General features: G+C 69.1%; 16 protein-coding genes, 1 tRNA gene and 1 other RNA gene. 10 read left to right on the forward strand and 8 right to left on the reverse strand.

Annotated elements, in window-relative coordinates; translation table 11 throughout:
- Positions 1 to 36 precede the first annotated feature (36 nt).
- Positions 37 to 294, forward strand: a complete 258-nt coding sequence (locus tag CI089_RS11590) for a hypothetical protein (protein ID WP_023951084.1) — start codon at positions 37 to 39, stop codon at positions 292 to 294.
- A 15-nt stretch (positions 295 to 309) separates the two neighbouring features.
- On the opposite strand, the gene CI089_RS11595 is transcribed toward CI089_RS11590, so the two are convergent.
- A complete protein-coding gene (locus CI089_RS11595; RefSeq protein ID WP_094261709.1) occupies positions 310 to 1,494 on the reverse strand; it encodes an acetyl-CoA C-acyltransferase in 1,185 nt (394 codons plus the stop codon).
- 125 nt (positions 1,495 to 1,619) lie between these two features.
- On the opposite strand from CI089_RS11595, the gene CI089_RS11600 reads away from it, so the two are divergent.
- Entirely contained in the window at positions 1,620 to 3,077 is a 1,458-nt protein-coding gene (locus CI089_RS11600) for an HNH endonuclease signature motif containing protein (protein WP_256977877.1), read from the forward strand.
- Positions 3,078 to 3,148: 71 nt separating this feature from the next.
- Here the strand turns inward: CI089_RS11600 and CI089_RS11605 are convergent.
- Positions 3,149 to 3,224 (reverse strand) — tRNA-Lys (locus CI089_RS11605).
- A gap of 94 nt (positions 3,225 to 3,318) precedes the next feature.
- Between CI089_RS11605 and CI089_RS11610 the strand changes: the two genes are divergently transcribed.
- From CI089_RS11610 to CI089_RS16465, 4 genes are all read left to right on the forward strand, one after another.
- On the forward strand, positions 3,319 to 4,155 hold the full coding sequence (locus tag CI089_RS11610; protein ID WP_256977879.1) for an inositol monophosphatase family protein: 837 nt from the start codon (positions 3,319 to 3,321) through the stop codon (positions 4,153 to 4,155).
- Positions 4,152 to 4,712 carry a hypothetical protein gene (locus tag CI089_RS16455; protein WP_179223318.1) on the forward strand — a complete coding sequence of 187 codons (561 nt, stop codon included), beginning with the start codon at positions 4,152 to 4,154 and terminating at the stop codon, positions 4,710 to 4,712. The genes CI089_RS11610 and CI089_RS16455 overlap by 4 nt, the downstream gene beginning before the upstream one ends.
- Positions 4,712 to 5,104, forward strand: coding sequence for a nuclear transport factor 2 family protein (locus tag CI089_RS16460; RefSeq protein WP_179223319.1), 393 nt, complete (start codon positions 4,712 to 4,714; stop codon positions 5,102 to 5,104). Before CI089_RS16455 ends, CI089_RS16460 begins: the two co-directional genes overlap by 1 nt.
- Positions 5,105 to 5,177: 73 nt before the next feature.
- Complete coding sequence (locus tag CI089_RS16465) at positions 5,178 to 5,336, forward strand: hypothetical protein (RefSeq protein ID WP_023951097.1); 159 nt, start codon at positions 5,178 to 5,180, stop codon at positions 5,334 to 5,336.
- A 69-nt stretch (positions 5,337 to 5,405) separates the two neighbouring features.
- Here the strand turns inward: CI089_RS16465 and CI089_RS11620 are convergent, their stop codons facing one another.
- Positions 5,406 to 5,657, reverse strand: coding sequence for a hypothetical protein (locus CI089_RS11620; protein WP_094261711.1), 252 nt, complete (start codon positions 5,655 to 5,657; stop codon positions 5,406 to 5,408).
- A gap of 107 nt (positions 5,658 to 5,764) precedes the next feature.
- Positions 5,765 to 6,134: a transfer-messenger RNA gene (ssrA, locus tag CI089_RS11625) on the reverse strand.
- 132 nt (positions 6,135 to 6,266) lie between these two features.
- On the opposite strand from ssrA, the gene CI089_RS11630 reads away from it, so the two are divergent.
- The gene (locus CI089_RS11630; protein WP_094261712.1) at positions 6,267 to 6,929 is read left to right on the forward strand and encodes an SIMPL domain-containing protein; all 663 of its coding nucleotides are present in this window, start codon (positions 6,267 to 6,269) and stop codon (positions 6,927 to 6,929) included.
- Between the two features lie 52 nt (positions 6,930 to 6,981).
- Here CI089_RS11630 and smpB read toward each other — a convergent pair whose 3' ends face one another.
- From smpB to prfB, 4 genes are all read right to left on the reverse strand, one after another.
- A complete protein-coding gene (gene smpB / locus CI089_RS11635) occupies positions 6,982 to 7,458 on the reverse strand; it encodes an SsrA-binding protein SmpB (RefSeq protein ID WP_023951101.1) in 477 nt (158 codons plus the stop codon).
- 88 nt (positions 7,459 to 7,546) lie between these two features.
- Positions 7,547 to 8,461 carry a permease-like cell division protein FtsX gene (gene ftsX / locus CI089_RS11640; protein ID WP_094261713.1) on the reverse strand — a complete coding sequence of 305 codons (915 nt, stop codon included), beginning with the start codon at positions 8,459 to 8,461 and terminating at the stop codon, positions 7,547 to 7,549.
- The gene (gene ftsE, locus CI089_RS11645; RefSeq protein ID WP_094261714.1) at positions 8,458 to 9,438 is read right to left on the reverse strand and encodes a cell division ATP-binding protein FtsE; all 981 of its coding nucleotides are present in this window, start codon (positions 9,436 to 9,438) and stop codon (positions 8,458 to 8,460) included. The genes ftsX and ftsE overlap by 4 nt, the downstream gene beginning before the upstream one ends.
- An 81-nt stretch (positions 9,439 to 9,519) precedes the next feature.
- Positions 9,520 to 10,632 carry a peptide chain release factor 2 gene (gene prfB / locus CI089_RS11650; protein ID WP_023951108.1) on the reverse strand — a complete coding sequence of 371 codons (1,113 nt, stop codon included), beginning with the start codon at positions 10,630 to 10,632 and terminating at the stop codon, positions 9,520 to 9,522.
- Positions 10,633 to 10,657: 25 nt separating this feature from the next.
- Here prfB and CI089_RS11655 point away from each other — a divergent pair, with 25 nt between their 5' ends.
- The 3 genes from CI089_RS11655 to CI089_RS11665 all read left to right on the forward strand — a co-directional run bounded on the left by CI089_RS11655 (position 10,658) and on the right by CI089_RS11665 (position 14,895).
- A complete protein-coding gene (locus CI089_RS11655; protein ID WP_256978074.1) occupies positions 10,658 to 11,968 on the forward strand; it encodes an MFS transporter in 1,311 nt (436 codons plus the stop codon).
- Position 11,969: 1 nt separating this feature from the next.
- Positions 11,970 to 12,797, forward strand: coding sequence for an endo alpha-1,4 polygalactosaminidase (locus CI089_RS11660; protein WP_094261715.1), 828 nt, complete (start codon positions 11,970 to 11,972; stop codon positions 12,795 to 12,797).
- 91 nt (positions 12,798 to 12,888) lie between these two features.
- Positions 12,889 to 14,895 carry a glycosyltransferase family 2 protein gene (locus tag CI089_RS11665; protein WP_094261716.1) on the forward strand — a complete coding sequence of 669 codons (2,007 nt, stop codon included), beginning with the start codon at positions 12,889 to 12,891 and terminating at the stop codon, positions 14,893 to 14,895.
- The last annotated feature ends 1 nt before the right edge of the window (position 14,896 follow it).

Below are 14,896 nucleotides of genomic sequence, written 5' to 3' on the forward strand. Positions count from 1 at the left end.
CGCCCGGCGCCCCTCAGGGCCAGCTACGTTTGTGGTATGCGCAAGTACCTCTTCGGCACCGGCCTCTTCTCCGCGATCACCGGCGGCGTGACGCTGCTCCGCTCGGCCCGCAGCGACGAGCCGTTCACGTGGCGCACCGCCCTCGCCTGGCTCAGCTGGGGTATCACGATGGCTCTCGCGATCGGCGCCGTGGTCGACAGCTACCGCGGGGCGCGCGGACGTCTCGTCGCGGACGACTCCAACGTCGACCGCGACAAGCTCTTCGCCGAGCGGGTCAAGCGCAACCGCCGCTGACGAGGGCCGCCGGGGTCACCGAGTCAGGATGAGAGCCTCGCCCTGACCGCCGCCCCCGCACAGGCCCGCGGCGGCCGTCCCCGAGCCGCGGCGCGCGAGCTCGTGGGCCAGATGCACGACGAGCCGCGCTCCGGAAGCGCCGATGGGGTGGCCGAGCGCGATTCCCCCGCCGTCGATGTTGACGATGTCGGGTGAGACGCCCAGGCGGCGCTCCGAGGCCGCGACGACGGCGCCGAACGCCTCGTTGATCTCGATGAGATCCAGATCGGATGCCGTCATTCCGTGCTTCGCGAGTGCGCGCTCGATCGCGACGGCGGGCTGCTCGTGGAGCGAGTTGTCGGGTCCGGCCACCTGACCGCTGGCGCCGAGCACGGCCATGACCGGCCATCCCTCGCGCTCGGCACGCTCTCGCGTGGTGAGCACCACCGCGGCTGCGCCGTCGGAGATCTGCGAGGCGTTGCCCGCCGTGATCGAGCCGCCCTTCGCGAAGGCGGGGCGCAGACCGGCGAGAGTATCGGCGGTCGTGCCGGCGCGGATGCCCTCGTCGGTGTCGATGACGACAGGCTCACCTCGGCGCTGCGGAACAGTCACCGGCGCGATCTCAGCCGCGAAGCGGCCCGCGTCGCGGGCAGCCGCGGCACGCTGGTGCGAGCGCGCGGCGACGGCATCCTGCTCCTCCCGGGTGACGTCGAAGCGCGAGTTCAGACGCTCGGTCGAGGCGCCCATGCTCTCGCGATCGTACGCATCGGTCAGACCGTCGAACGCGGCGTGGTCGAGCACCTCGATGGATCCGTACGACCATCCCGAGCGAGAGCCGGGAAGCAGGTGAGGCGCTCGGCTCATCGACTCCATGCCGCCCGCGACGACCACCTCGGCGTCACCGAGCGCGATCATGCGCGACGCGTCGATGATCGCGGTGAGTCCGGACAGGCAGACCTTGTTGACGCTGGAGGCCGGGACATCCCACCCGATGCCGCCCGACAGTGCAGCCTGACGAGCCGGGTTCTGCCCGTTTCCAGCGGGGAGCACCTGCCCCATGATGACCGCGTCGACGGCCGCTGCGGCAACGCCCGACGCCGCGAGCGCCCCGGCGATGGCGGTGCCGCCGAGCTCGGGCGCCGGAATCGACGACAGACTGCCCTGCAAGCGCCCCTGCGGGGTACGGGAGGCTGCGACGATGACGATCTCGGGCGGGGTCATGCTCCCAGCCTAAGAGCGGAGCCGACGTCGACGGGCGACAGCGCACGAGCTCGGGATGACCGCGACCGTGTTCGAGCTGTGGAGAGTGACGGGGCGATGTCGGAGGTCCGTGACATGATTCGAACATGCATTCGAATGGCGGACTCGGCGGCGGGATGGGCAGCGACGGTGATGTCGACGTCCTCGCTCAGCTGGTCGCGGATGCCGAGGGGGTTTCGGATGCCGCGCGGGCGGTCCAGGTCCGGGAGGTTCGGGTGCTCGCGGCGGCCGGGGTACTCGCGGAGAAGCAGGCCGCTGGGGCATCCGAGAAGGTCAAGGCGCGAGAGATGGCGTTGCGCGGGATCGCCGCGGAGCTCGCCGGGGTGTTCGTCACGACCGACCGAACGCTGCAGCGCCGCATCGACGAGGCGCGGGACCTGGTTGAGAACTACCCGGTGACGATGGCGGCGTGGGAGGACGGGCGCATCGTCCGCGGCCACGTGCGGGTGATCCAGGAGGTCGGGGGTCTGGTGCCCGCGGCAGAGCGGGCGGAGTTCGAACGCGTTGCGGTCGAACGGTGCGAGGGCGAGACGCCGAATCGGGTGCGTGACGTACTGCGGATGCTGGCAGAGCGGATGCATCCGCGGAGCTTCACTGAGCGGCACGAGGAGGCCTCGGCGGGACGGTGCGTGCGGGTGCAGGCCGGCGCCGATGGGATGTCGGATCTCATCGCGACGCTGCCGACGGTGATCGCGGACGGGATCGTGGATCGTCTCACGCGGCAGGCGCGGGAGATCATCAACGCGCGGGCGCAGGCCGACGAGGTGCGTGCCGAGGTGGGTGACGAGGCGGAAAGCGCAGAGGGCGACGGAGACGAAGCGGTTGGCGGGGGCTCGTCCTTCATCGACGATGCCCGCACGATCGACCAGGTCCGCGCCGACGTGTTCTCCGACCTCTTGCTCGCCGGAACGCCCGCCCTCGATCCCACCGGCGCCGGTGACGGCGACGGAACGCTCGGAGCCATCCGCGCAAACGTGCAGGTCGCGGTCTCCGCGCTGACACTCATGGGACAGGACAACGGGCCCGCCGACCTGGCCGGCCGCTCCCCCATCGACGCCGCCACCGCCCGCGAGCTCGCCGGCAACGCGACCTCCTGGGACCGGCTGCTCACCCACCCCGTCACCGGAACCGTGCTCGAATGCGACACCTACCGGCCCACCGCCGCCATGGTGCGACTGCTGCGCGCCCGCGACCGGCACTGCCGATACCCCGGATGCCGACAACCCGCCATCCGCTGCGAACTCGACCACACCATCGCCGCATCCCACGGCGGCGCCACCCACGTATGCAACCTCGCCAACCTCTGCAAACGACACCACGACGTCAAACACCACTCCCGATGGCGAGTACAACAACTCCCCGGCGGGCGGCTCGTGTGGACCTCACCTACCGGGCGGATCTACCGCGATGACGCACCACCACCCCTGGTGGCATTCACGACCGCGGGTCCACCCGGCGGTGACAGACCACACTCCGTCGTGAACGCGACACCGACCGCGTTGGGCCATGCCCTGCGGACCGCCGGCGGCGCCCCGCCGTTCTGAGGCGCTCGACCGCGCCCTGACGGCAACACACGAAGGCCCCGCAACTGGCGAGAGTTGCGGGGCCTTCGTGCTGGTGCACCCCCTGGGACTCGAACCCAGAACCCACTGATTAAGAGTCAGTTGCTCTGCCGATTGAGCTAGAGGTGCAGGCTGTTCGCAGTGAAGCGAACCGAGGAGAAACGTTACCCCACTTCGCGTCATCGCGCCAATCGAGGCCTCCGGCGCGTCGTATCCTGGAGCCGTGACCCCCTCCACACCGGATCCGACAGCGCCGTTCGCAGACGCCCTGGCCGACGACCTGGCTCTCGCGCTCCGCCTGGCAGACGCCGCCGACGCGGTGAGCATGTCCAGGTTCGACGCGGCCGACCTCGACGTCCAGCTGAAGGCAGATGCATCGCACGTGACCGAGGCCGACCTGGCCACGGAACGCGCCATCCGCGACCTCCTGAGCGCGGAGCGACCTGACGACAGCGTGCTGGGCGAGGAGTACGGTGCCACCGGAGACGCGCGTCGCCAGTGGATCATCGACCCCATCGACGGCACCGCGAACTACCTCAAGGGCATCCCGATGTGGGCGACGCTGATCGCGCTGGCCGTGGACGGCGCGCCTCGGGTCGGTGTCGTCAGTCAGCCGGCGATCGGCCGCCGGTGGTGGGCCGCGACGGGACACGGCGCGTGGACGAACGTCCCGGGCGACACGACCCCCCGGCGCATCGCGGTGTCATCGATCGACGACCTCGCGCAGTCGAGCATCAGCTTCCAGAGCATCCATCAGTGGGACGAGGTGGGTCGCGGCGAGCAGCTGCTCGCACTCTCGCGACGGGTCTGGCGTGACCGCGGCTACGGCGACGCGTGGCCGTACATGCTCCTGGCGGAGGGCCGACTGGAGTTCGTGGCGGAGTTCGGCGTGAAGGAGTACGACCTGGCCGCACACGTCCCGATCGTGAGCGAGGCGGGCGGACGCTTCACCGACATCGACGGCGCCGAAACCCTGTCGACCCGCTCATCTCTCGCGACCAACGGCGTGCTCCACGACACCTACCTCGAACTGCTCTCCCGCGACGGCGGCGACGCATGACCCGGCGGCACGCACCCCTCGCCCTCGCGACCGGCTCCGCGGCGATCCTGATGCTGCTCGCCGGATGCTCGGCCCCCGAGCCCGCCGAGACCGCTCCTCCCGAGGCCGTGCCGTCGTCGCCCGTCGCGACGCCCGAGGCCACCGCTTCCGAGCCCGCCCTGCCCGACCCGACGTGCGAGAACATCATCCGAGAGGCGAGCCTCGAAGAGCTGCAGTCACAGGGCTGGGAGTACCAGCAGGGTCCGTTCATGATCGGCGAGATGCAGATCGACGCGGGAGTCTCGTGCACCTGGACGAACGCCGCCGAGCCCGGCGGCAACATCCTCCAGTTCGGATGGGCGCCCCTCACCGCTGCCGAGACGACGGATGCCGAGCGCGCCCTCGAGTCCCAGGGGTGGATCCGCGAAGAGGGCGACGGCGGGGTCTACCTGACCGAAGACCCGGCCTTCGCGCTCAACATCGACGGCGACGGATACGGCGTCACCTACTTCTTCGGCGACGGCTACGCTCAGGTCGCCGACGTGAAGCAGGGCCTCGTCGTCATCGAGCGACGTTGATGAACGAGCTCGAAGCCGTCGGCGTAGCCGACGACCTCGCCGGCCGCATCCGCGACGCCGAGCGCGACCTGCTCACGAGTGCCGTGCGCCAGGACGCGCGTCGCCTGCGTCAGCTCATCCATCCCGACTTCACCGAGATCGGCCGATCCGGTCGCCTGTGGACACGGTCCGATCTCCTCGTCGAGCTCGTCGAGGAAGCGGCCCGGGACACCCCGCAGACGGACGAGTGGGTCATCCAGCGCCTGGACGTCGACACGGTGCTCGTGACGTATCGCCTCATCGCCGGCACGCGCATCAGCCGCCACTCCTCCGTCTGGGCCACTACCGGCGACACCCTGACGCTGCGCTTCCATCAGGGGACCGAACAGTCACCCGCCGACGCGCGCCCGTAGGCGCCCTCATAGAGTCTGCGCAGCGCGAGGTCAAGGACCTGCGCCGAAGCCCGGTCCGCGTCACAATCGAGGCATGCCTGCACTTGCGATCATCCTCATCATCATCGGCATCGCGTTGCTCTTCACGGGAATCTTCGTCGAAGCGGTGAAGTTCCTGCTGTTCGTCGGCATCGCGCTCATCCTCATCGCGGTCATCGCCTGGCTCATGCGTTCGATCCGCAACAAGACCTGAGACCGCTATAGCCCACGAAAGCCCCCGTACCTCAGCCGAGGTCGGGGGCTTCCGCTTACGCGCACGACATCACTCAGCACGCTCATCGTCGACGGTCGCGCCTTCGCGTCGGGCCCGCAAGACGCCGATCAGCGTTGCGACCCAGAACACCAACAGCACGCCGAACAGCACGGCGAGCACGATGGTGAACGCGCCGCCGTCACCGCGCGCGACGGACCAGACGTTCATGACGAGCAGGCCGGCGGCCGCCACGATCTGAACGATCAGCAGCCACAGCCGCGATCCCGACCACGTCTTCACGTTGTCCCGCCAGTACGCCATGCCCCGAAGGTAGCGCACGACGGCCTCTGATCGACGTACGCGGCGAAAAAAGCCCCCGATCCCACTGTTTGCAGGGGATCGGGGGCTATGCAGCGTGACAGCGGCAGTGGTGGAGATGGGGGGAATCGAACCCCCGTCCATCGCTGAGATACGGCGTCTTCTCCGGGCGCAGTCTGTAGAGGCGTTCTGCTCGGCCCCGACTTTCAGTACAGACACATAAGTCGACGGGCCCAGTCCGGGAAGAGTCCCGCGTGACGTCCGGACGCCGTCACGCAGCAAGATCCCTAGATGACGCCAGGGTCCGTGGCGGGATCACACACGGTCTGACGGACTATCGGGCTCGCTTATGCAGCGAGGGCGAAGTCAGTGCGCTTGGATTCGGCACTTATTGGTTTGCAGAGATCGTTAACGAGATAACCCTGCATCCTCGGCCCGCTTCTCGCCGACACACAGGCGATGTCGAAACCGATCATCCCCATGAGCCTTCGGACGAAGGGCCGCTGTCACACTGTGGAGTTACCAAACCGGATGCCGCAGCACCCGAGCACTACAGACTACAACCGATCGGCATCCTGCGCCATTCCCGCCGACCGCGCCTAGAGTCGGACCATGGCAGACATCCTCATCTCCGTCCGCGGCGAGGCCGAGCGGCGCGTCTCGCCCGAGGTCGCGATCGTGTCCGCCGCCGCCTCCGCCGATGGTCCCGAGCGGACCGCCGTCGTGTCCCGGGCCACCGCGACCATCGCACCGTTGCGCACCCGCCTCGAACAGCTCACCCGTGCCGGCGCGGTCTCGAACTGGTCGAGCGGGTCCGTCTCGACCTGGTCGGACCGGCCGTGGACCCCCGAGGGGAATCAGCTCGCGCCCGTGCACCACGCCTCGATCGACCTCGTGGCCACCTTCGATGACTTCGTGGCGCTGGCCGAATGGGTGTCGCTGCTCTCGGACGACGAGGGGATGCGCGTCTCGCACGTCGATTGGCAGCTCTCCCCCGCGACACGAGCGACGATCGAACGCGAGGTCGCCACGTCGGCCGTCGGCGTCGCTGTGGCGCGCGCATCCGTGTATGCGACCGCGCTCGGTCACGGAACCGTCGAGCCCGTCGAGATCGCCGACGTCGGTCTGCTCAGCGGTGCCGACACGCCGCCCGCTTCGCCGATGTTCGCGCGCTCCGCGACGATGTCGGCCGACGCGTCATCCGCCGGTCTCGAGCTCCGCCCGGCTGAGATCGTCGTGACGGCCGCGGTGGAGGCCCGTTTCCGGGCTCGATGACGGGGCCAGAGCGAACCGCACGGCGGTCAGCCGCGGGCTATCCCGGATGCCGTCACTCCCCGAGGCGGTTGCGGGTGCGCATGGCGCGCTCGGCCTCGCGCTTGTCCTCGCGCTCGCGGATGGTCTGGCGCTTCTCGAACTCGCGCTTACCCTTCGCGACGGCGATCTCGACCTTCGCGCGGCCATCCGAGAAGTACAGTCGCAGCGGCACGAGCGTGTAGCCCCCCGCGCTGACTGCATGGGAGAGCTTGACGATCTCCTCCTTGTGCAGCAGCAGCTTGCGCGTCCGCTTCGCCGCGTGGTTCGTCCAGTGCCCCTGCGAGTATTCGGGGATGTGCACGGCATCCAGGTAGGCCTGGCCGTTGTCGATGTAGGCGTAACCGTCGGTGAGGTTGGCTCGGCCCTGCCGCAGCGACTTCACCTCGGTGCCGGTCAGCACGAGACCGGCCTCGTACGTCTTCTCGATGGCGTAGTCGTGACGGGCGCGCTTGTTGCTCGCGACGAGCTTCTCGCCCTGTTCCTTCGGCATGACGCGCCTCCTTCCTGGTGCACTGGCGCAGCCCTACAGTCTAGGGGCACACCGGCCGGGTGCTCGACGCCGAGCGCGCGACCCGATGTCAGGCGCGCAGCCACCGCCGGATGGCGAACCCGGCCGAGACGGCCGCCAGCACGACACCGATCACGATGACCGCGGGCACGACCAGCGCGACATCCCCCAGATTCACCCAGGTCGTGACGAAGTCGATCTGCGACGACAGATAGTCGCCGACGCCGACCTGCACCATCGCGATGATCGCGACGCTCGCGAGCGCCGATCCGATGAGCGCCGCGAACACCCCCTCGAGGATGAACGGTGTCTGGATGAAACGGTTGGAGGCGCCGACGAGGCGCATGATGCCGAGCTCTCGCCGACGCGCGTATGCCGACAGGCGGATCGTCGTCGCGATGAGGAGCACCGCGGCGATCAGCATCAAGCCGGCGATGCCGACCGCGATGTAGGTGGCGACGGTGAGCGCCGAGAACAACGGATCGAGGTATTGCAGCTGGTTCGCGACCTCTTCGACGCCGTCGAAGTCCTTGAACGCCTCGCTGATGACGTCGCTCTGCGACGGGTCGGCGAGATTGACCCAGTAGGTGTTGTTGAGCTGCTCGGGACTGACGAACTCGGCGTAATCCTGACCCATGAGAGAGAGGACGTTGTCGTACGCCTCCTGACTCGTCTCGAAGCGGACATCACGCACGACGCTCTGCAGCGCGGGTGATTCCAGCCGCTCCGCGACGGCTGCGATCTGCTCGTCGGTCGCGGCGCCGTCGGCGCAGTTCTGCACCGTGGCGTCCTCGCGGCACATGTAGACCGCGACCTGCGCACGCTCGGACCAGTAGTCCTTCGTCTTGCTGATCTGCATCTGCATGAGCATCGCCGCACCCACGAACGTGAGCGAGACGAAGGTGACGAGCACGACGGAGATGACCATCGACGCGTTGCGGCGAAGACCGGTCAGGGCCTCGCCGAGGATCAGACCGACTCTCATGACGTGGGCCCCACTTCGTCGCTGCGATCATCGCGATCGCCGAGTCCGAGCTTCTTGGCGACGTCGGGCAGCCCGAGGCCGGCGAGGTCGATGTCGGGTGCGACGATCGGGATGGCCCGCGTCTCCCCCACCGGCGGCGCGGGCTCCACGGGCTCCTCGGGCTCGTCGGGGACGGGAACGTGCGCGGTCGGCGGCGTCTCGGCGATCTCGCGTTGCAGTTCGAGGACCGCGGTGAGCGCGGCGACCGCGGCGGCGCCGCGCACCGGCTCGGGAGCCAGGCTCGGGAGCGCCGACGTGTCGCCGTAACCGCCCCCGACCTCATCCCGGACCATGACGCCACCGCTCAGCTCGATCACGCGGCGCTGCATCTGGTCGACGAAGCCGGCCTCGTGCGTGGCCATCACGACCGTGGTGCCGTTGGCGTTGATCCGCGCAAGCAGCTGCATGATGTCGACGGATGTCGCGGGGTCGAGGTTTCCCGTCGGCTCGTCGGCCAGCAGCACCTGCGGCCGGTTGACGATCGCGCGCGCGATGGCGACGCGCTGCTGCTCACCGCCCGACAGCTCGTGCGGGAGTCGCTTCTCCTTCCCCGCGAGGCCGACGAGCGCGAGCGCCTCCGGTACGGCCTGCGAGATGAAGGCGCGCGACGACCCGATCACCTGCAGCGTGAACGCGACGTTCTGGAAGACGGTCTTGTTCGGCAGCAGCCGGAAGTCCTGGAAGACGGCGCCGATGTGGCGCCGGAAGTACGGGACCTTGCGGGTCGACAGACCGCGGAGGTCGCGGCCGAGCACGACGACGCGGCCTTCGGAGGCGACATCCTCGCGCAGGATCATCCGCAGGCACGACGACTTCCCCGATCCGGAAGCGCCGACGAGGAAGACGAACTCGCCGCGCTGGATCTCGAAGTCGACGTCGCTGAGCGCGGGCTTCGAGGTGCCGCGATACCGCTTGCTGACGTGTTCGAACCGGATCATGACTCGATGAGCCTAAGCCGCTCCCCCGCACAACCCGGCCGCGACACCCGCGCGCCGCGGCATCCGCGCCTCAGCACTCGATCAGGCGTCGTCGTCCTTGCGCTTGCGCCACCGGATGCCCGCCGCGATGAAGCCGTCGAGGTCGCCGTCGAACACGGTCGAGGGGTTTCCGACCTCGTGGCCGGTGCGCAGGTCCTTCACGAGCTGCTGCCCGTAGAGGAAGTACGAGCGCATCTGGTCGCCCCAGCTCGCGGTAATCGTGCCCGCGAGCTCCTTCTTCTTCGCCGCCTCCTCCTCGCGCTGGAGCAGCATGAGGCGGGTCTGCAGGACGCGCATCGCCGCGGCGCGGTTCTGGATCTGCGACTTCTCGTTCTGCATCGACACGACGATGCCGGTGGGGATGTGCGTGATGCGAACCGCCGAGTCGGTCGTGTTGACCGACTGCCCGCCCGGGCCGGACGAGCGGAAGACGTCGACGCGGATGTCGTTCTCGGGCACGTCGACCTCGACGGCCTCCTCCATCACCGGGATCACCTCGACGGCGGCGAAGCTCGTCTGGCGCTTGTCCGCCGAGCCGAAGGGGCTGATGCGCGCGAGGCGGTGGGTTCCGGCCTCGACCGACAGCGTGCCGTACGCGTAGGGGGCGTCGACCTCGAACGTGGCCGACTTGATTCCGGCGCCCTCGGCGTACGAGGTGTCCATGACCTTCACGGGGTACTTGTGGCGCTCGGCCCAGCGCAGGTACATGCGCAGCAGCATGTCGGCGAAATCGGTGGCGTCGTCGCCACCGGCGCCCGAGCGGATCGTCACGACGGCTGCGCGGTCGTCGTACTCGCCGTCGAGGAGCGTCTGCACCTCGAGCTGACCGATGACCTCCTCGAGCTGCTTGAGCTCCTTGCGCGCTTCCTCGGCCGACTCCTCGTCGTCCATCTCGATCGCGAGCTCCACGAGCACGTCGAGGTCGTCGAGACGACGCTCGACCTCGGTGACGCGCTTGAGCTCGGCCTGGCGGTGGCTGAGCGCGCTGGTGACCTTCTGCGCCTTCTCGACGTCATCCCAGAGATCCGGCGCGCCGGCCTCCTCGGACAGGCGGGCGATCTCAGCCCGGAGAGCCTCGACGTCGACCACCGCCTGGATGTCGGCGAACGTGGAGCGCAGGGCCTGGATGTCGGCGGAGATATCGAATTCGAGCATGGCACTCCAGAGTATCGTGGAAGCAATGGGAGCCAGCCACGAGAACGAACCGATCCGCCGCGTTCTCTGGCGCCTCGCCCCGATGATCTACGGACCGACGACCCTGTTCGGGCTCGGCGAGGGCGCCGTCATCCCCCTCATCCCCGTGATCGCCGCCGAGCTCGGCGCTGACGTCGCCACCTCGGCGCTCGTCGCCGCCGCACTCGTGGTGGGCCAGCTGTGCGGCAATCTGCCGGCAGGATGGGCTGTCGCACGCATCGGTGAGCGGGCGACCATGATCATCGCCGGGCTGCTCGCGCTCGTCGGCGTCGGAGCGATGGCCTTCGCCCCGGTGCTGGGGGTGTTCGCGGCATCCGTCTTCGTCATCGGCATCTGCGCGGCGGCCTTCGGAGTCGCCCGGCACGCGTTCATGACCACGCGCGTACCCCTCACCTTCCGAGCTCGAGCCCTGTCGCTGCTCGGCGGCAGCTTCCGCCTCGGCATGTTCGTCGGGCCCTTCATCGCCGCCGCGCTGCTGTGGGCTTTCGGCGACGAGCACGCCACGATCTGGTTCTTCGGGGTCTGCCTCGTCGCGATGATCGCACTGGTCGCCTTCGGCCCCGAACCCGAGAAGCGGCTGGGACCGCCGCCCGCCATCGCGCGAACGGTCGAGGGCGAAGCGATCACGACGGCGCCTGTTCGGACGCGCCGCGTCCCCGGCACGGGCGTCGTCCGCACCGCCTGGCGCAATCGCGACGTGCTCGCGCGGCTCGGCGTCGCCGCCGCGTCGCTTTCGGCGCTGCGGTCCACACGTCAGGTCCTGCTCCCCCTGTGGGGCGTGGCGATCGGACTGGACGGCTCGACGATCGCGCTGGTCGTCGGCGTCTCCGGTGCGATCGACTTCGCGCTCTTCTACGCGAGCGGTCAGGTCATGGACCGCTTCGGCCGCCTGTGGGCCGCCCTCCCCGCGATGCTGCTCATGAGCGCGGGCCTCATCGCGCTCGCACTCACGTCGGCCAGCGCGCAGCCCGAGCTGTGGTTCGCGCTCTTCGCCGCGGTGCTGGGCGTCGGCAACGGTCTCTCGAGCGGCATCCTGCTCACCCTGGGAGCGGATGTCGCGCCGACGGCGAATCCGGCCCCGTTCCTCGGTTCCTGGCGCACGCTCACCGACGCGGGCGGTGCCGCCGCCCCGCTGCTGGTCTCCGGCATCACCGCCGTCGCCTCGTTGCCGGTCGCCGCCGCCGTCATGGGGGCGTTCGGTCTCGTCGGCGCGCTGGGTTTCATCCGCTGGGTCCCCCGGTTCGTCCCGCGAACGCGAGCGGACCGCGAACCCGGTGGCTCCGGGCAGGACGCCTAGCATGCGCCTCCGGCGCGGGTTCGCGGCGGTCGGCTCGGCCGTACTGAGCGTCGCCCTCCTGTGCGGCTGCTCCGCGCCCGCGCCGGCGAACGGGGAGGCGGATGCCGACGTCGCGCTGCCACCGGTCGCCGGAAAGCCGGACTACCAGCTGGGCGGAGCATATCCGCCCAGCGACGACGTGATGATCGTCGGTCGCGACCGCGCAGCGGAGCCCGCGCAGGATCGCTACTCGATCTGCTACGTCAACGGTTTCCAGACGCAGCCCGGCGAGCTCGAGCTCTGGGACGACGATCTGCTCGTGACCGTCGACGGCGAGCCCCTCACCGATCCTGACTGGCCCGACGAGGTGCTCGTCGATTCATCCACAGCCGACAAGCGCGAACGCATCCTCGCTCTGGTGTCGCCCTGGATCCGCGGCTGCGCCGAATCCGGCTTCGACGCCGTGGAGTTCGACAACCTCGACTCATTCACCCGATCCGAGGGCGTGCTCGACGTCGACGACAACCTCGCCCTGGCGACGGCCTACGTCGAGGTAGCGCATGCGGCGGGACTCGCAGCGGGTCAGAAGAACGCGGCGGAATTCGCCCGCCGGCTGCACGACGAGGCAGGGTTCGATTTCGCCGTCGTCGAGGAATGCGCCGCGTACCAGGAATGCGAGCGGTACCGGGACGTCTACGGCCCGGCTGTCGTGGACATCGAGTACACCGACGATCTGCCACGGACCTGGGCCGAGATCTGCGACGATACGGCCACGCCGGCATCCGTCGTCCTGCGGGACCGCGACCTCACGGTCGAAGGCGATCCTGAGCACGTCGCAACCCACTGCTGAGGCGGATCATCGTCTGATCGGTCACTCGGGCGCAACCCGTTTCCCCCGGCGGGCAGCTCCTGCGAACGTTGGCGTCGACCGAGGGAGATCGATGGTCTTCGAGACGACGCTGGGCCGCGAGGGCACACGGCGCGATGTCGCGCGCCAGTCGAAGCGGACGGCGAGACGCCTCGCCCTGATCCGGCTCGTCGTGCTGCTCGCCGCGATCTCCGGCGTGAACTACATCGTCTGGCGCTGGCTCGCCTCCGTGAACTGGGAGGCGTGGTGGATCGCCCTGCCCCTCGTCCTCGCCGAGACCTACAGCCTCATCGACTCGCTCATCTTCGCCGTCGGTGCCTGGCGGCTGCGGGAACGCCATGATGCGCCGCCGCTGACACGCGATGTCACGGTGGACGTCCTCGTCACCACCTACAACGAACCGCTCGACCTCGTCATGCGCACGGCACGTGCGGCCCAGGCGATCGACTACCCGCACGAGACGTGGATCCTCGACGACGGCGACCGGCCCGAGCTCCGCCGTCTCGCGGAGGCCGAGGGCATCGGCGTCGTCACCCGGTCGCAGGCATGGCGCGACCGCCCACGCCATGCGAAGGCCGGAAACATCAACAACGCCCTCATGGTCACCGAAGGCGAGTTCCTGCTCATCCTCGACGCCGACCAAGTGCCCTCGCCGAAGATCCTCGACCGTACGCTCGGCTGGTTCATGGACGACAAGGTCGCTCTCGTCCAGACGCCGCAGTGGTTCGTCAACGTCCCGCCGAGCGATCCGCTCGGCAGCCAGGCCCCGCTCTTCTACGGCCCGATCCAGCAGTCGAAGGACGGGTGGAACGCGGCGTTCTTCTGCGGCTCGAACGCGATCCTGCGCCGCGAGGCCCTGATGCAGCTCGGCGTCTCGCGGTACGTCGACGAAGTCACGCTCGCCGTCAACCGCGGCGTCCGCTCCTCCCGTCGCGTGCTCGCCCGTGCGCGCCGGGACCACGGCTCCGACCCGCGCATCGCGGCTGCCCTCGACACCGTCGCCGCAGCGCTCGACGAGGTCAAGGCGGAGATCGCGCGCGGTGACGCACTGGCGGATGTCACCTACGCCTTTCAGAGCCGGATCGACCGCGTCCGCCGCGACCTCGCCGACCAGGACGTCTCCGACGTCCGCGAAGAGCTGCGCGCTCTCGCCGAGCTGACCGCCGACACCGAGGCCCTCGCCGTCATCGACGAGGTCACTCTCGACGCTCTGGGCGATCGGAGCCTCTCTCCGTTGGCTGCGCTCGAGTCGATCAGCATGCTCGTCTCGGCGTTCGATGTCGGGCGAGACGAAGAAGCCCAGGCGATCATGCCTCTCGCGACCATCTCGGTCACGGAGGACATGGCGACGTCGATGCGGCTGCACGGCCTGGGCTGGAAGTCGGTGTACCACGATGAGGTGCTCGCCGAGGGTCTCGCCCCCGAGGATCTGCCGACGATGCTGACGCAGCGGCTGCGATGGGCTCAGGGCACCATGCAGGTGATGTTCCGCGAGAACCCCCTCGTGCAGCGCAGCCTCAGCTGGGGCCAGCGGATCATGTACTTCGGCACGATGTGGAGCTACCTGGCCGGCTTCGCCGGCATCGTCTACATCGCCGCACCGGTGCTGTACCTGACGTTCGGCGTCATGCCCGTGCAAGCGTGGAGCGTCGATTTCTTCGCTCGGTTCATCCCCTTCTTCCTCCTGAACCAACTGCTCTTCCTCGTCGTCGCCAACGGACGCCCGACCTGGCGCGGTGCGCAGTACTCGCTCGCGCTCTTCCCCGTCTGGATCCGCTCCGTGACGACGGCGTTCGCCAACGTCTACCGTGGTCGAGCTCTCGGCTTCGCGGTCACCCCGAAGACGCGCGCCACCGAGGACAGCCCGCGGTGGGATCTCGTGAAACCGCAGCTGATCGCGATGGCCGCGCTCGTCCTGTCGCTCGTCGCCGTCGCCATCCGTTACGCCGTCGGACAGGCCGAAGGCATCGCACCTCTCGTGAACATCGTCTGGGTGCTGTACGACCTCATGGTCTTCAGCATCATCATCCGCGCCGTGCTGTACCGGCCGCCGGCACACCTGGAACTGAAGGAGACCTGAC

Origin of the sequence: Microbacterium sp. Yaish 1 (assembly GCF_002245215.1) — a bacterium.
GTDB lineage: Bacteria > Actinomycetota > Actinomycetes > Actinomycetales > Microbacteriaceae > Microbacterium.